We start from the raw sequence: 13919 nt of genomic DNA, 5'->3' as shown, positions 1-13919 counted from the left end.
CATGGATATCAAGACTGCCAAGGCGGCCATTCTCGTCGAATCCGGCAAGCCGCTGATCGTCGACGAGTTCACCTTGCCCGATAGGCTCGAACACGGCCAGGTGCTCGCGCATGTGCATACGTCGAGCATCTGCGGCGCACAGATCAACGAGATCGACGCCGTCAAGGGCGTCGACAAGTTCCTGCCGCATCTTTTGGGGCACGAAGCGCTGGCGACGATCATCGAAACCGGACCCGGCGTCGTCTCGTGCAAGCATGGCGACACCGTCGTCATGCATTGGCGGCCCGGCAAGGGCATCCAGTCCAACACGCCGGCCTATTCCTGGCGCGGCAAGCGCCTCAATGCGGGCTGGGTCACCACCTTCAATGAATATGCCGTGGTGTCGGAGAATCGTGTCACGCCCGTTCCCGCCTCGATCGACCGCACCAGCGCGCCGCTGCTCGGCTGCGCGGTGACGACCGCGCTCGGCGTCGTCAACAACGATGCGCAGATCGCCATCGGCGAGGCCGTCGTCGTGTTCGGCGTCGGCGGCGTCGGGTTGAACATCGCGCAATTCGCCGCGATGGTCGGCGCCTATCCTGTCATTGCGATCGACCGCCTCGACAACAAGCTGGCGATGGCGAAGGATTTCGGCGCCACCCACACCATCAACTCCGAAGCGGTCAAGGATGTCGCTGCCGAGGTTCGCTCCATCACCGGCACTGAGGGACCCGACAAGGTCGTCGAGACCACCGGCGTCAAGAATCTGATCGAGCTCGCCTACGAGATCACGGCGAAGAAAGGCCGTTGCATCCTCGTCGGCGTTCCCCGCGAGAAGGCCGAGATCTATACGCTGCCGCTGCACTTCGAGAAGGTGCTGAAGGGCTCGGAAGGCGGGCAATGCCAGCCGGCGCGCGATATCCCGCGTCTCGTTCGCCTGAGCGACGCCGGCAAGGTGAGCTACCGCGGGATCGTGACCCACGAGTTCGCGCTCGACGACGTCAACGACGCACTGGATTTGATGCGCAGCGGCACATCGGGGCGGATCCTGCTGAACATCAGCTAGGCCGCGGCGAAGGCGCCGACGGCACATCGACGCTGGCGCTGCAGCAGCCAGGCTGTGATCGCCATGTTCACGATATTCCAGGCGATGCCATTGACCAGCGCCGAAGCGTAGGAGCCGGTCCAGTCGTAGATCGCGCCGGCCATCCAGGCCCCCAGCGCCATGCCGGCGAGCGTGACCGAGATGGCGAGGCTGACGCGAAAGCCGGCCTCCCTTGCCGGGAACAGCTCACGGATGATCACCGCATAACTCGGCACGATGCCGCCCTGCGCCAGGCCGAAAATGGCGGACACGACGTAGAGCGAGACCAGCCCGTTGAACGGCAGATAGAGCGCGAGTGCCATGGCCTGCATCGCCGAGCCCAGCAGCAAGGTCGGCAGGCCGCCGATGAGGTTCAACACCCAGCCGAAGATCAGACGGCTCGCCACACCAAAGCCGAGCATCACCGCCAGCATTTCGGCGCCGCGCGCGGAGCCGTAGCCGAGGTCGCCGCAATAGGCGACCAAATGGACCTGCGGCATCGACATGGCAACGCAGCAGCACATGCCGGCCAGGGCCAGCAGGCCCTGGGTGACGCCCGGAGACAGGCCGATGGCCTGCATCGTGTTGCCGCAGCTCGCCGCTTGGTGCGCAACCTTGTGGAATACCGGTCGCCGCCGCAGAACGAGACAAAGCGGCAGCATCGTTGCGAGGCAGAACAGGCCGATGCCGATATGGGTCTGCCGCCAACCATGCCCGGCGATGGCATGCTGGACGATGGGTGGCCAGATCACGCCGGCAAGAGAGCCGCCGGCCGTGGCCAGGGAAATCGCAAGGCCCCGGTGCCTGTCGAACCACAGCGATGCGTCGGCCACCAGGGGCGCGAAGCTCGCCGCGCCGCCGAGCCCGATCGTGACGCCTGAGATCGTCGCGAACACGGACAGGTTAGGGGCAAAGGCGGTCAGGACATAGCCGAGGCTCATCAGGATTGTGCCGCCGGCCAGTGGCGGCAGGATGCCGAAGCGATCCGCCAAGCGGCCGACGATGATGCCACCGATCATGAAGCCGATGATGGCGAGCGTGTAGGGCAGGGTCGCCTCCGCGCGAGGCGCATTGAAATCGGCCTGCAACGCCGGCAATGCCACGATCAGCGACCACATGCCAACGCAGCCCAATGCGCTGAGGGCGATGGAGGCGGTGAGGCGAATCCAGGAATACGAATTTTCGATCGACGGCATGTCGGGCACTGCGGCGGGTTTCCTGGGGCTGCATGGAGATCGGCCCTGGGGTATCGCTCGCCGTCAGCGGCGACAAAGCAGGATTTCTCTTTTGTCGAGCGAGCGAAACTCATGCATCCTCCCGGCCTTCCCGCATCGCCCGGAGCCGGCCATGACGTATCTGCTGCCGCCACTCAATGCCCTGCGCGCCTTCGAGGCCGCCGCCCGCCATCTCAGCTTCAAGCAGGCCGCTCACGAGCTGCACGTCACGGCCGGTGCGGTCAGCCAGCAAGTCCGCCTGCTGGAGGAACGGCTGGGGGTGCAGCTGTTCGAGCGACGGACACGGCAGATCATTCTGACCTCTGCCGGCGAAACCTATCTGGCGCGGGTCCGTGACGCCTTTCGTTGCCTTGCCGAGGCCACCGCCGAGCTCAAGCCCGAGGGCGTTACGAGCCTGCTGCATATCGGGCTCCACGCCAGTTTTGCCGTCGATGCGTTGCGGGCGCGCCTGGCGCAGTTCCGCCGGGCCCAGCCCCAGCTCGCCATTCGCATCAGTCAGCCGGCAGGGCTGCACGAGCTGCTCGAAGGCAAGGTCGACGTCGTGATCGCGGACAGGGTGCAACGCTGTCCCGGCTACAAATGCGAGCCCCTGGAGAGCGGCTTCCTGATCGGGCCGCTGGGCACTGCCGATTGTCCGGAGATCGAAACCTTGCGGTCCTGCCTGCTTGGCGATGTCGAGCGCGCGCGGCCGGCCACGCCGAGGGCGCCGCTGGCCGCCAGTGCGGCAGGTCCGGGACGCAGACCATCCAAGCCGTTCTTTTCCGCCTGAACGGGCCTGTTCTCAGGTTTTGCCATGACCGGCTTCGCGCGCCGGCCGTAACCGGCGGTTAACCATGGATATTTACGGTGTCGAAAGCCTCTGAACTGTGACTGTCAGTTGATTTCGAGTCGAGCCCATGGCGTTCGGTAGCCGCGCAACTCCGCGAAGCATCGCCCCGACGGAGCCTGCGGCTTCGTGGGAAGCGCCGCGGGCTGCGCGGATGAAACCTGACGGCGCCGCGCCGGCGCTGATCAAGGGATCGCTGACCGTCACCGGTGTGCTGTCTTTCCTGCGCGAGAACGGCCGGCGCATTCTGACGCTGGCCCTGGCGCTGTTCGCTCTCGGCGTCGTCGTTCTGATGATTCTGCCGGTCCGGTACGCCGCGACGGCCCTGGTCGTGCTCGATCCCCGGGAGCTGCGCGTGACCTCGGATCAGGAGGTGCTGCCGGGCATCGGCCAGGACGCCGCGGCGCTTCAGAGCCAGATCGAGATCGCCAAATCGGACGGCTTTCTCCGCCCCTTGATCGAGCAGCTCAAGATCGCCGATGACGATGATATCGCGGGCGGTCATACCGACATGACGCGCCTGCTCGAGAAATTCCGCAACCGCCTCGAGATCACGCGGCGCGGGCTCACCTACGTCATTGCGATTTCCTTCACCTCGAACCGCCCCGAGCGGGCCGCTTACTACGCCAACGCCATCGCCGAGGCGTTCGTTGCCAGCCAGGGCCGCGTCCGCACCGAGGCCACGGACGAGGCGGCCGACTGGCTCAAGAACCGGCTGAACACGTTGAACGAGCGGCTGCGCGCATCGGAAGACGCCGTCGCCGCCTTCAGGCTCGAGCACAAGATCCTCAATGCCGGCAAGGATTCGACCACGCAGCAATTGCGGGTGACCGATCTCAATCAGCAGGTCTCCGCCGCTCGTCTTCGCACCGAGGAAGCCAAGGCGCGCTACGAGCAGGTGCAACGCGATCTCAAGGCCAATGTCGAAGGTCCCGTGAAGCAGGACCTGTTGAGCATGCTGCGTGCGCAGCGCTCAACCCTGAACGACCAGATTGCGCAGAAGAAGGCGGTGTACGGCGACCGCCATCCCGACCTCGCGATCTCCTACAGCCAGCTGGCCGATATCAACCGGCAGATCGAGGTCGAGCGGAAAAAGAACATCGACACGGCGAAGTCCGAATATGAGGCCCAGCTGGAGCAGCAGAACGCGCTGGAGAAGCAGCTCAAGGCGGTCGAGACGCAGATGCTGGTCGACGGCCAGGCGCTGGTGAAGCTGCAGGAGCTGCAACGGGACGCCGATGCCAACAGGAACATTTACGAGCAGTTCCTGTCGCGGTTCAAGACGACCAACGAGCAGCGTCAGCTGCAAAACTCCCAGACCAAGATCGCTTCGCCCGCCATTCCGCCGCTGCGCTCGACCCGTCCGCCGCTCGCTCTGCTGCTGGCGGCGCTGGCGATCGGATCGCTGCTGACATCGACCGCCGCCACTGCGGCGATGACGAGCATGTCGGGCGGGCCTGCGCCTGCCGAGGCTGCCGTGCGCGCGGCGGCACAGGACACGCAAGGCGGGCAAGTCCAGCAGCCGCTCCAGCCGCAAGTCCAGCAGCCCGCCGCTGCCGCGCCCCGGCCCGAGGCGATGCCGCGCCTTCCTGTCTGGGCCCGCATCCCCGATCTTTCGTCCGGAGCCGGGACCAACACCAACACCGTCTGGCAAAGACCGATCACTGCCCCAGGGGAGCTCGATCTCGGCGCCTATCTGCGGCCGCTGCTCGAGCGGATCGATCGCGTGCCGGTGCGCGGTTGCAAGGTCGCCCTCGTGCTGTCGGTCGGCAAGAGCGCCGGCGGCAACACCGTTGCGCGCTCGCTCAATCGCGCCGCCGTGAACCGGGGCATGATGAGCGTACTGATCCGGCTGCAGGGCGAATTCGCAGGTCACCAGCCGCCGGTGACCGAATGGAACGACGGCTCGACCACGGCAGGACTCCAGTCGATCGACGAGCTCCTCAGTGCCGGCCGAAAGGCCGATGCGAGGCCCGAGGACGATATTCGTTCGGAGTTCGATCTGATCATCGTCCATGCCGGCAATCTCGCCTTGCAGCCCGACGCCATCGCGCTGGCGGCGCATGCGGACCTGATCGTCCTGGTGACGCGCGCCGGCGAGCTCGGTTCGGCGGCGATGCGCCGGGTGACCGCCGCGCTGTCGCGGTACGAGGGCGTGCCGACGGGGCTGGTCATCAATCACGCGCCTGCGGGCTCGACGGCGCCGCACCCCGAGGGCGGCGCATTGGGCCTTGCGGTTTGACGGTGAAAGCGGCGCGCCGTCGTTGGCTGACTGCTGCGATGCTGCTGTCGATCTCGTTCGGAGCGCCGGCCTTCGCCGACGCTTGCGTGCCCGTGCCGCAGACGGTGGCGCCGGCGAGGCTCACCGCACTGTCGCGCGGCTTCAATGCCGATGGCTGGATCAACGGCGAGGTGCCGAGCCGCGAACTGCTGCAGCAACTGCGCCGCGCTGGAATGACTCACGTCCGGCTGCCGGTGCCGGCCGAGCGCGTGATGCCTCGTTTCGCTGCAAAGGCCGAGCGCGACGAGACGCTGCGTGTGCTCGACAAGGCGCTGAAGCAGCTCGCCTCGCTGGGCTATGCCGTCTCCGTCGATCTTCATCCCGGCGAGCGCTTCAATCGCCTGCACAAGGAAGATCCGGACGCGGCGCTGCGCGAGATGCAGGAGGCCTGGAGTGGTCTTGCAGAGGTCATTCGCTCCTATCCGGCCGATCGCGTCTTCGCCGAGCTGCTCAACGAGCCCGATATCGATGCCGACACATGGCAAAGGCAGGTCGAGACGCTCGCCGGCTTCGTCCGCAAATTGCTTCCCGCCACGACCCTCATTGTCGGCCCCGTCAACTGGCAGCGCGCGGACTCGTTGCCGCGGTTTCGTCCGCTGGACGATCCCGACATCGTCTATGCCATCCACTTCTATGATCCCATGGTGTTCACCCATCAGCGCCACTGGGATGCGCAGGATCCGCTGCACGACATCATCGATCTGCCTTATCCGATCAACGCCGGCGATCCCAAAGTGCAGGCGCTGCGCCAGGATCTGCAGGCGAGGGGCGCGACCAAGGCGCTCGGCATGCTCGACACTGCAATTGCCGCCGCCAAGGACAAGCCGGCGGCCGGTCGCTGGCTCGCGCCCGCGCTCGCATGGCAGCAGCAGTTCAAGCGGCCGATCATCGTCAACGAGTTCGGCGTGCTGAAAGCCGGCGCGCCCAGACAAAGCCGGTTGCGCTGGCTGGCGGACGTCGCCGCTTATGCCAGGGAGCATTGCTGGGGCTGGACGCATTGGGAGCTGGCGCAAGGCTTTGGCCTCGTCGATCGCAGCACGGGCAAGCCCGATCCCGACGTGATGCGGGCGCTGCTTGGCGGCGCGCCCCGGCGCGCCCGGCGCTGACATCGCACGGGTTCGCTATCGTTAAGGAATCCTTACACATCGCCCCGCTATCGTGCTCGACGCGCGCTGCCAAAGGACGATTGATGGGTGCCGGGGACTTGACCCAGGTTCAGACCGTGCCGGCCGAGCCATCGCCGCCGGCCTGGCGCGAGCTGGTTCCGACCCTCTGCATCGCCGTGGCAGCGATCGGCTTTGCTCCGGTCCTGCATTTGGCCTATCCGGCCCTGGCCATCGTGGTCGAGGTCCTCATCGGCATCGCCATCGTGCTGGCGGTCCCGACCTATGCGCCGGCCATCGCGATCTTCGTCCTGTTCTTCCAGAACCTGTTCGTCTCGATCCTGTCGCCGCTGGTCCCGCTGCCGTCCGATCTCGACTTCATCAAGGGCTACAATTTCCTCGTCTGCTCCGTGATGTGGCTGGCGACGTTCGGCCTTTACGTGCTGGGCCAGAGGAATCAATCGGCCGAGGTGAACCAGATCATGCGCTGGGGTGTCGTCACCCTCGCCGTGGTGTCGCTGTATTTCGCGATCGGCTTCATCCAGGACGGACAGCCGGCGGCGGTCTATCTGCGCAATATCGTGCTGCCGCTGTTCCTGTTCCAGCTCTCGCTTCTGACGGCCGCGACCTATGAGGTGCGCATCACGCCGTTCCTGGTGACGCTCGCGGTCATCCTTCTGCTGTGCGGCTATGTCGAACTCGTCTTCCGCGATCTCTGGCTGGCCATCACCAACAGCTATACGTTCTGGGGTTTCGACGAGCTCAAGGCGACCCATTCGGGTGTCTGGGAAGCCCAGATGCGGGCCACCGGCAACGTGCCCGTCGACCTCAAGGACCGCTTCAGCTTCGACTTCCTGAATACACCGCTGCTCGAAGGGTTTGGCCTGTCGAAGATGCTGCGCATCAACGGTCCGAACATGCATCCGATCAGCTTCGCTTACGGCGTCGGCTTTCTCGCCCTGTTCCTGTTCTCGGTGGGACGGCCGCTGCTGGCCCTCGCAGCATTGCCGCTGCTGATCTTTTGCAGCGTGAAGGGCGCGCTCATCGTGGTGATCTTCGTGGTTGCGGCCTGGGTCGCGACCCGTCTGATCGGCGCAGTGGTGACGTTGTTGCTCGGCTTCTTCGGCATGGCCGCCTTCGCGGTTCTGGCGATCCGCCTCGGGCTGCAGATCGGGGACTATCACGTCATCGGACTGATGGGTGGTTTGGACGGCTTCGTGCAGAGACCTTTCGGCCGGGGCCTCGGCATTGGTGGCAATTTGTCGGAGAGCTATTTCTCCATCGACTGGAGTGCCGCACAGGCGGCCGGGACGATCGACGGCGCCGTCGAGAGCGCGATCGGCGTGCTCTTGTACCAGATGGGCGTTGGCGCCTTCGTGCTGCTGGCCTTCTATTTCGCGATGGCGCTTAGGGCATGGCGCCTCTACGCCTCATCGGGCTATCTGACGCAGGGTCTCGCCGGCTTCGGCGTCATGGTCGTGCTGCTCAACGGATTGTTCCAGGAAGAGGCCTTGTTCGCGCCACTCGCGCTCGGGCTCATGCTCTCGCTCACGGGCCTCGTCATCGGCAGCCATGTGAGAATGCAGGCCGTCGCCCGCGAGGATGCGGCAGTCGAGCCTCTCACGCACTGTCAGCCGGTGGCGTAGCCCGGCGGCACGCCGGCCGTCCCTTTCGCAAACGGCACCAGCCACGCGCTTAGTCCGCTCGCGCCGCGGCCTTCAGGGGCCGGCATCATCGAACTGTCATCGCCTTGTCATTCGCGCTCTACTGATCGCTGCTCCTTTCGCCGCGCATCGTGGAGGCTGATATATGCATCTGATCAAGACCATTTGGTCCGACCGCCGGTCGATCCTGAAGGGCCTCGCCGCCGTAGCCATGGCGCCGATGGCTGCGCCGGCGATGGCGGCCGAGGGCCTGCCGGCGCAGCCGACCGGTTCGGCCGCCGCAATCGCCGCCGACAAGACCTATTGGGCGGCGGTGAAGGGGCTCTACGCGGTGACGCCCGATGTCGTCAATTTCGAGAACGGCTATTGGGGCATCATGGCCGAGCCCGTGCGGCGCGAGTTCATCCGCCAGTCCGACATGATCAACTTTCAGAACACCTATTACGCGCGGCAGCGCGCGGGTGCGGATTTCGAGGCGGTGCGCGCCAAGGTGGCGGAGGCGGTCGGCGCGGCGACCGAGGAGATCGCACTCACCCGCGGTGCGACCGAAGCGCTGCAGCTCCTGATCGGCGGCTACAACAGGCTGAAGCCAGGTGATGCCGTGCTCTATGCCGATCTCGACTATGATTCGATGCAGTATGCGATGAACGCGCTGAAGGGGCGCCGCGGCGTCGACGTGGTCAAGTTCGACGTGCCGGAGCCCGCCACCCGCCAGGCGGTGCTCGACGCCTATGCCCGCGCCATCGAGGCGAACCCGAAGACGCGACTTCTGCTCCTGACCCATGTCAGCCACCGCACCGGCTTCGTCATGCCGATCGCCGAGATCGCCCGCATGGCGAAGGCCAAGGGCATCGACACCATCGTCGACGCCGCGCATTCCTGGGGGCAGATCGACTTCCGGGTCGGTGAACTCGAGGCCGATTTCGTCGGCTTCAATCTGCACAAATGGATCGGCGCGCCGCTCGGCGTGGGCTTCCTCTACATCAGGAAGGACCGCCGCGCCGCCATCGACCGCGACATGGGTGACGAGGATTTTGCGGAGGCCGATATCCGCTCGCGGGTTCACACCGGCACAGTCAATTTCGCCACGGTGCTGACGGTGCCGACGGCCGTGGCGTTGCATCAGCAGATCGGCGCCGCGGCAAAGCAGGCCCGCTTGCGCCATTTGCGCGACTATTGGGTGAGCCGTGCCCGCGGATTCAAGGACATCGAGATCCTGACGCCGGACGAAATCGGCTCATACGGCGCGATCACGTCCTTCCGTCTCGCCGGCAAGACCAGCAAGGCCGACAACGAGGCCATCGTGGTAAAGCTGCGGGACAGCCACAAGGTCATGACGGTGCGCCGGGCCGGCGTCGCCAGGGGCCAGTGCATTCGCGTGACGCCGGCGCTCTTTACCGACGAGGCCGATCTCGATCGCCTCGTCGAGGCACTGGCGGTGATCACGGGGACGAAGACGGGGTAAAGCCGGGCGGGGCGCGGTCGCTCGTGTGTCAGCTGCGCTTGGCTGATTGGATCAGGTCCCAGCGGTTGCCACAGAGATCCTCGAAAACCGCCACCACGCCATAGGCCTCATGCCGTGGCGCCTCGACGAAGCGCACGCCGGCGGCGATCATGCGCGCATGATCGCGCTCGAAATCACCCGTCTCCAGGAACAGGAAGACGCGCCCGCCGGTCTGGTCGCCGATGCGTTCCATCTGCGCCGGACCGTCCGCCCGCGCCAGGAGCAAGCCGGAGCCAAAATTGCCCCGCGGCCGCACCACCACCCAGCGCTTGCCGCCACCGAGCGGCGTGTCCTCGCAAAGCTCGAAATTCAGAGCGCGCGTGAAGAAGGCAATCGCTTCATCATAGTCAGCGACCACGAGACTGACGAGGGACAGATGCTGATTCATCACGCAACCTGGTGGATGGCGGGAAGCTCGCTGTCAGGAAGACAAGGGTAGCATCGCATTGGCCCGGCCGGTGCAGCCCTCATGCGCCAAGCATCACGCGCTTGCAATCAAAAATTGTGTTGATAGGATTTGCCCCAAACTTCAGGGCGGGGGGCAGAATGAAGAATTCCTATCAGGTCACGGGCACCAATGCGAACGCGCCATTCACCCTGAAGATTCATCGCGGCGACGGGATGTTGCTGCTCGCGATGAATTGGCGGCAGGGCAAGCCACCGCGCGATTTCGTCGGCTTTGCAATCGAGTACAAGGAGCCGAAGCAAGATCGGTTTTGGCCGGTGCCCAACCGCATCGGCTTTCCGGGTCAGCGCAAGAAGCCGAGCGACCCGATGCTCCCGAGTACGATTGCGCCGATTCAAAAATTCCGCTGGGTGCATTTCCCCTGGCACGCCGACAAGGACGGACAATTTCTCTATCGCGTGACACCCATGTTCATGGACAAGTTGGGAACGCTCAGTCGAGGCGAACCGCAGGAAGCCTCGATCGCCCTGATGCGCGAGACATTACCGGGCAAGCTGAATGTTGCTTTCACGCGCGGTTATGTGTCCTCGCAGTCCTTTGTTGAGAAGTTCGCGCCCGACCGCAAGCTCGGCAGCCTCATTCCAGATGATGCGAAGGATGGTTTGACCTTCAAGCCCACGAACAAGAAGGCCGAGGACGCCTACAAATGGATGGGCTTCGAAGCGCGTGCGTCGATCCTCGACGTGCTTGATGAGGCGATCGCCGCCAAGGCCAATGTTCGCGTCATCGCTTATGACTTCAACATGCCCGAAATCCTGAGCCGTCTCGAAAAGCTCGGAAAAAGGCTGAAGGTCATCATCGACGATTCGACGGCCAAGGGCGGCGGGCACAAAGCCAAGGATTCGCCCGAAAGCGTCGCTGAGAAGCGCTTACGCAAATCGGCCGGGGCTGACAACGTCAAGCGCCAACATATGGCGAACCTGCAGCACCATAAATCCATCGCGGTTTCCGGCAAGGGTGTGCATAAGGTCGTGTACGGCTCCACGAACATGAGCTGGCGCGGGTTCTACGTGCAGTCGAACAATGCGGTCATTGTCAACAGCAAGAATGCTGTCGACGATTACTTCAAGGTTTTCGATAGTTATTTTTCGGCGGAAGCCGCCGGCGACTTTCGCGACTCCGAGGTGGCGACGGGTTGGCGCGATCTGGGAGTGAGCGGACTCGGCGGAAAGGTCGCTTTTTCGCCGCATACCGAAGAGAACGGGCTCCTGGCCGTGGTGGGCAAGGACATAGCCAAGGCGAAATCCAGTGTTCTTTTTTCTTTGGCGTTCCTGGGTCAGATGAAAAATGGACCGATCGGTCCTGCCCTAGGTCGCGCCATCAAGAGCAAGACGGTGTTCGCGCTTGGCATCGCCGATGCGCGCGTGAAGGAAGGGAATTTGGGCGTCACCGTATTGACGGCCGACAACAAGAAGCGCGTCGTTCGTTCGTCGGCGCTGACCGGCAATGTGCCGGCTCCGTTCAGTACGGAACCGTCAGGACTTGCCGGCAGCGACGGTCAGCACCGGGGTACTCGGATGCATCACAAATTCGTCGTGCTCGATTTCGATACCGACGATGCACGCGTTTATCTGGGCTCATACAATTTCTCTGAGCCCGCCGATACTGACAATGGCGAGAACCTGTTGCTGATCAAGGATCGCACGGTCGCGACCAGCTACATGATTGAAGCATTGCGCATCTACGATCACTATCGTTTCCGCTCCGCCCGCGAGGACGCAAAGGGCAAGAGCAAAAAGGTGCTCGAGCTTCAGTTGCCGCCCAAAAAGGCTTCAGAGAAGCCGTGGTGGCAGAAGGATTGGGACGATCCGATCAGCAGGAGAGACCGGGAGCTATTTGCCTAAAGCATGATCCGGGAAAGTGCGCAGCGGCTTTCCGAAAAAATCATGCTTAAACAACGACCTAAAGCGCGGTGACGCTTCATCCTGATGGCGTCGCGCTTTAGCGCCCGGAATCCAGGTCAATGTGGCGCCAAGGTGGACCACTCGCTCACCGCCACCCCAGCGCCGGCGCGACGTGCTTCAGGATCGCCTCGATCGCATGCGCGCAGTAATCGACCCCTAACTGGTTCGGGATCGTCAGCAGCAGTGTATCAGCCTCCGCAATCGCCTCGTCCCGGCGCAGTTGCTCGATCAGCACATCCGGCTCGGCGGCATAACTCCGGCCGAAGATCGCCCGGGTCTGCGGGTCGATGAAGCCGATCTGGTCCTCGCCTTCGCGCTCCCGGCCGAAATAGGCGCGGTCGCGATCGTCCATCAGCGCAAAGATGCTGCGGCTGACGGAGACGCGGGGGGCACGGGCGTGGCCGGCCTCCTTCCAGGCGGCGCGAAAGCTACGGATCTGCGCGGCCTGCTGCACGTGAAAGGCTTCGCCGGTCTCGTCGTTCTTCAGCGTCGAGCTCTGCAGATTCATGCCGAGCTTTGCCGCCCACACCGCGGTGGCGTTGGAGCCGGCGCCCCACCAGATCCGCTCGCGCAGGCCTTGCGCGTGCGGCTCGATGCGCAAGAGGCCCGGCGGGTTCGGAAACATCGGCTGCGGATTGGGCTCGGCAAAGCCTTCGCCCCGGAGCAGGTCGAGAAACACCTCCGCATGGCGCCGGCCCATGTCGGCATCGCTCTGGCCCTCGGCCGGGCGATAACCAAAATAGCGCCAGCCGTCGATCACCTGCTCGGGCGAGCCGCGGCTGATGCCGAGCTGCAGCCGGCCGCCGGCGATGAGATCGGCGCTTCCGGCGTCCTCCACCATGTAGAGGGGGTTCTCGTAGCGCATGTCGATCACGGCCGTGCCGATCTCGATTGTGCTGGTTCTGGCGCCGACCGCCGCGAGCAGCGGAAACGGCGAGGCGAGCTGGCGCGCGAAATGATGCACGCGGAAATAGGCGCCGTCGGCCCCTAACTGCTCGGCCGCGACCGCAAGCTCGATCGATTGCAACAGCGTGTCTGCGGCCGAGCGGGTCTGCGATTGCGGTGAGGGGGTCCAGTGTCCGAAGGAGAGGAAGCCGATCTTTTTCATGAGGGCTAGGTATGCATGACCGGAAGAATTTGCGAGACGTTGGCCGAGGGAAAAGTGGCGGCAAGGCGTGTGCCGGTAAGTGCCTCCAGGAGGAAGCAGGCCCGGGTTCGCACCACGACGTCAGGTCGTTCGACCTTGATCTGCCGTGCCCGGAAGCGGCCTCAGATTTCGCAACCGGTCAAATTCAATGCCTTGAGCAGGCCGCCGAACGCCTTGAGTCGACAGGGCTCGGTCTCGCTGGCGGCCTTTGCACGCTGCGCATTGGCAGTTCGCTTGGCAACAATTGCCTTTGGTTTCGGCCTGGGACGTTCAGCGGTCGCGATCTTCTTCGTATCGCGCCGATGACGGACGATTGGTTCCGGTGCGGTCGAACCGACTTGGATGTCTCGCGGAGCAACGGGGTTCTCGACCGGAGCGTCCTGTGTCGGCATCGCGCTGCTCACAGCGGCAACCTCGAGGCGATCGGCCTTGGGCAACGCGTCATGTGACGCAGAGACGCTAGCGCTCTGCTCGGCAAGCGGCGGGGCGATCGCGACGGCGCGACGCGGTGGAGCGCTCAGCTCCATTGCCGACAGCACGCCTGCGCTCAACAGGATGAGGAGGCCCAACAACGCCATTTTCAGCATAAAGCGCCTCTAACCTAAGTTAGTGCCGCTGAAAATTCTCCGCGCCAATAAGGCAACTTGTCGGCGATTGCCGACCTACGGCGAATCATTTGCCGACAGGGTTAACGTCGGTGCTGCTTCTGCGGCCGCTGAGAATAGA

11 protein-coding genes are annotated in these 13919 nt (G+C 64.4%); 7 read left to right on the top strand and 4 right to left on the bottom strand.

Going from position 1 to position 13919, the window contains the following annotated elements; translation table 11 throughout:
- Position 1: 1 nt before the first annotated feature.
- Positions 2–1045 carry a zinc-binding dehydrogenase gene (locus GGD65_RS13720; RefSeq protein ID WP_183235607.1) on the top strand — a complete coding sequence of 348 codons (1044 nt, stop codon included), beginning with the start codon at positions 2–4 and terminating at the stop codon, positions 1043–1045.
- Here GGD65_RS13720 and GGD65_RS13715 read toward each other — a convergent pair.
- Complete coding sequence (locus tag GGD65_RS13715) at positions 1042–2259, bottom strand: MFS transporter (RefSeq protein ID WP_183235606.1); 1218 nt, start codon at positions 2257–2259, stop codon at positions 1042–1044. The two genes, GGD65_RS13720 and GGD65_RS13715, sit on opposite strands and share 4 nt — an antisense overlap.
- Before the next feature lie 151 nt (positions 2260–2410).
- Here GGD65_RS13715 and GGD65_RS40755 point away from each other — a divergent pair, with 151 nt between their 5' ends.
- The 5 genes from GGD65_RS40755 to GGD65_RS13690 all read left to right on the top strand — a co-directional run bounded on the left by GGD65_RS40755 (position 2411) and on the right by GGD65_RS13690 (position 9637).
- Entirely contained in the window at positions 2411–3067 is a 657-nt protein-coding gene (locus GGD65_RS40755; RefSeq protein WP_018321181.1) for a LysR family transcriptional regulator, read from the top strand.
- 127 nt (positions 3068–3194) lie between these two features.
- Positions 3195–5366 carry an exopolysaccharide transport family protein gene (locus tag GGD65_RS13705; RefSeq protein ID WP_183235605.1) on the top strand — a complete coding sequence of 724 codons (2172 nt, stop codon included), beginning with the start codon at positions 3195–3197 and terminating at the stop codon, positions 5364–5366.
- A gap of 38 nt (positions 5367–5404) precedes the next feature.
- Positions 5405–6511, top strand: a complete 1107-nt coding sequence (locus GGD65_RS13700) for a cellulase family glycosylhydrolase (protein WP_183235847.1) — start codon at positions 5405–5407, stop codon at positions 6509–6511.
- Positions 6512–6609: 98 nt separating this feature from the next.
- Positions 6610–8154: a hypothetical protein gene (locus GGD65_RS13695; protein WP_246783278.1), complete on the top strand. Its 1545-nt coding sequence runs from the start codon at positions 6610–6612 to the stop codon at positions 8152–8154.
- Between the two features lie 163 nt (positions 8155–8317).
- Positions 8318–9637: an aminotransferase class V-fold PLP-dependent enzyme gene (locus GGD65_RS13690; protein WP_183235603.1), complete on the top strand. Its 1320-nt coding sequence runs from the start codon at positions 8318–8320 to the stop codon at positions 9635–9637.
- Positions 9638–9665: 28 nt separating this feature from the next.
- Here GGD65_RS13690 and GGD65_RS13685 read toward each other — a convergent pair whose 3' ends face one another.
- On the bottom strand, positions 9666–10064 hold the full coding sequence (locus GGD65_RS13685; protein WP_179738243.1) for a VOC family protein: 399 nt from the start codon (positions 10062–10064) through the stop codon (positions 9666–9668).
- A gap of 158 nt (positions 10065–10222) precedes the next feature.
- Between GGD65_RS13685 and GGD65_RS13680 the strand changes: the two genes are divergently transcribed.
- Positions 10223–11986: a phospholipase D-like domain-containing protein gene (locus GGD65_RS13680; RefSeq protein WP_179738245.1), complete on the top strand. Its 1764-nt coding sequence runs from the start codon at positions 10223–10225 to the stop codon at positions 11984–11986.
- Between the two features lie 145 nt (positions 11987–12131).
- On the opposite strand, the gene GGD65_RS13675 is transcribed toward GGD65_RS13680, so the two are convergent.
- Both GGD65_RS13675 and GGD65_RS13670 read right to left on the bottom strand, forming a co-directional pair.
- Entirely contained in the window at positions 12132–13154 is a 1023-nt protein-coding gene (locus tag GGD65_RS13675) for an LLM class flavin-dependent oxidoreductase (protein WP_179738247.1), read from the bottom strand.
- Positions 13155–13315: 161 nt separating this feature from the next.
- Positions 13316–13780 carry a hypothetical protein gene (locus tag GGD65_RS13670; RefSeq protein ID WP_183235602.1) on the bottom strand — a complete coding sequence of 155 codons (465 nt, stop codon included), beginning with the start codon at positions 13778–13780 and terminating at the stop codon, positions 13316–13318.
- Positions 13781–13919 lie beyond the last annotated feature (139 nt).

Source organism: Bradyrhizobium sp. CIR18, from assembly GCF_014198295.1.
GTDB lineage: Bacteria > Pseudomonadota > Alphaproteobacteria > Rhizobiales > Xanthobacteraceae > Bradyrhizobium.
Note: the sequence above shows the minus strand (reverse complement) of the source record. Positions and strands in the feature narration are given on the sequence as shown.

Excerpts from the sequence above, each read along its gene's own strand:
- GGD65_RS13720 (WP_183235607.1), top strand. The coding sequence starts at position 2 with ATGGATATCAAGACTGCCAAGGCGGCCATTCTCGTCGAATCCGGCAAG.
- GGD65_RS13715 (WP_183235606.1), bottom strand. The coding sequence starts at position 2,259 with ATGCCGTCGATCGAAAATTCGTATTCCTGGATTCGCCTCACCGCCTCC.
- GGD65_RS40755 (WP_018321181.1), top strand. The coding sequence starts at position 2,411 with ATGACGTATCTGCTGCCGCCACTCAATGCCCTGCGCGCCTTCGAGGCC.
- GGD65_RS13705 (WP_183235605.1), top strand. The coding sequence starts at position 3,195 with ATGGCGTTCGGTAGCCGCGCAACTCCGCGAAGCATCGCCCCGACGGAG.
- GGD65_RS13700 (WP_183235847.1), top strand. The coding sequence starts at position 5,405 with ATGCTGCTGTCGATCTCGTTCGGAGCGCCGGCCTTCGCCGACGCTTGC.
- GGD65_RS13690 (WP_183235603.1), top strand. The coding sequence starts at position 8,318 with ATGCATCTGATCAAGACCATTTGGTCCGACCGCCGGTCGATCCTGAAG.
- GGD65_RS13685 (WP_179738243.1), bottom strand. The coding sequence starts at position 10,064 with ATGAATCAGCATCTGTCCCTCGTCAGTCTCGTGGTCGCTGACTATGAT.
- GGD65_RS13680 (WP_179738245.1), top strand. The coding sequence starts at position 10,223 with ATGAAGAATTCCTATCAGGTCACGGGCACCAATGCGAACGCGCCATTC.
- GGD65_RS13675 (WP_179738247.1), bottom strand. The coding sequence starts at position 13,154 with ATGAAAAAGATCGGCTTCCTCTCCTTCGGACACTGGACCCCCTCACCG.
- GGD65_RS13670 (WP_183235602.1), bottom strand. The coding sequence starts at position 13,780 with ATGCTGAAAATGGCGTTGTTGGGCCTCCTCATCCTGTTGAGCGCAGGC.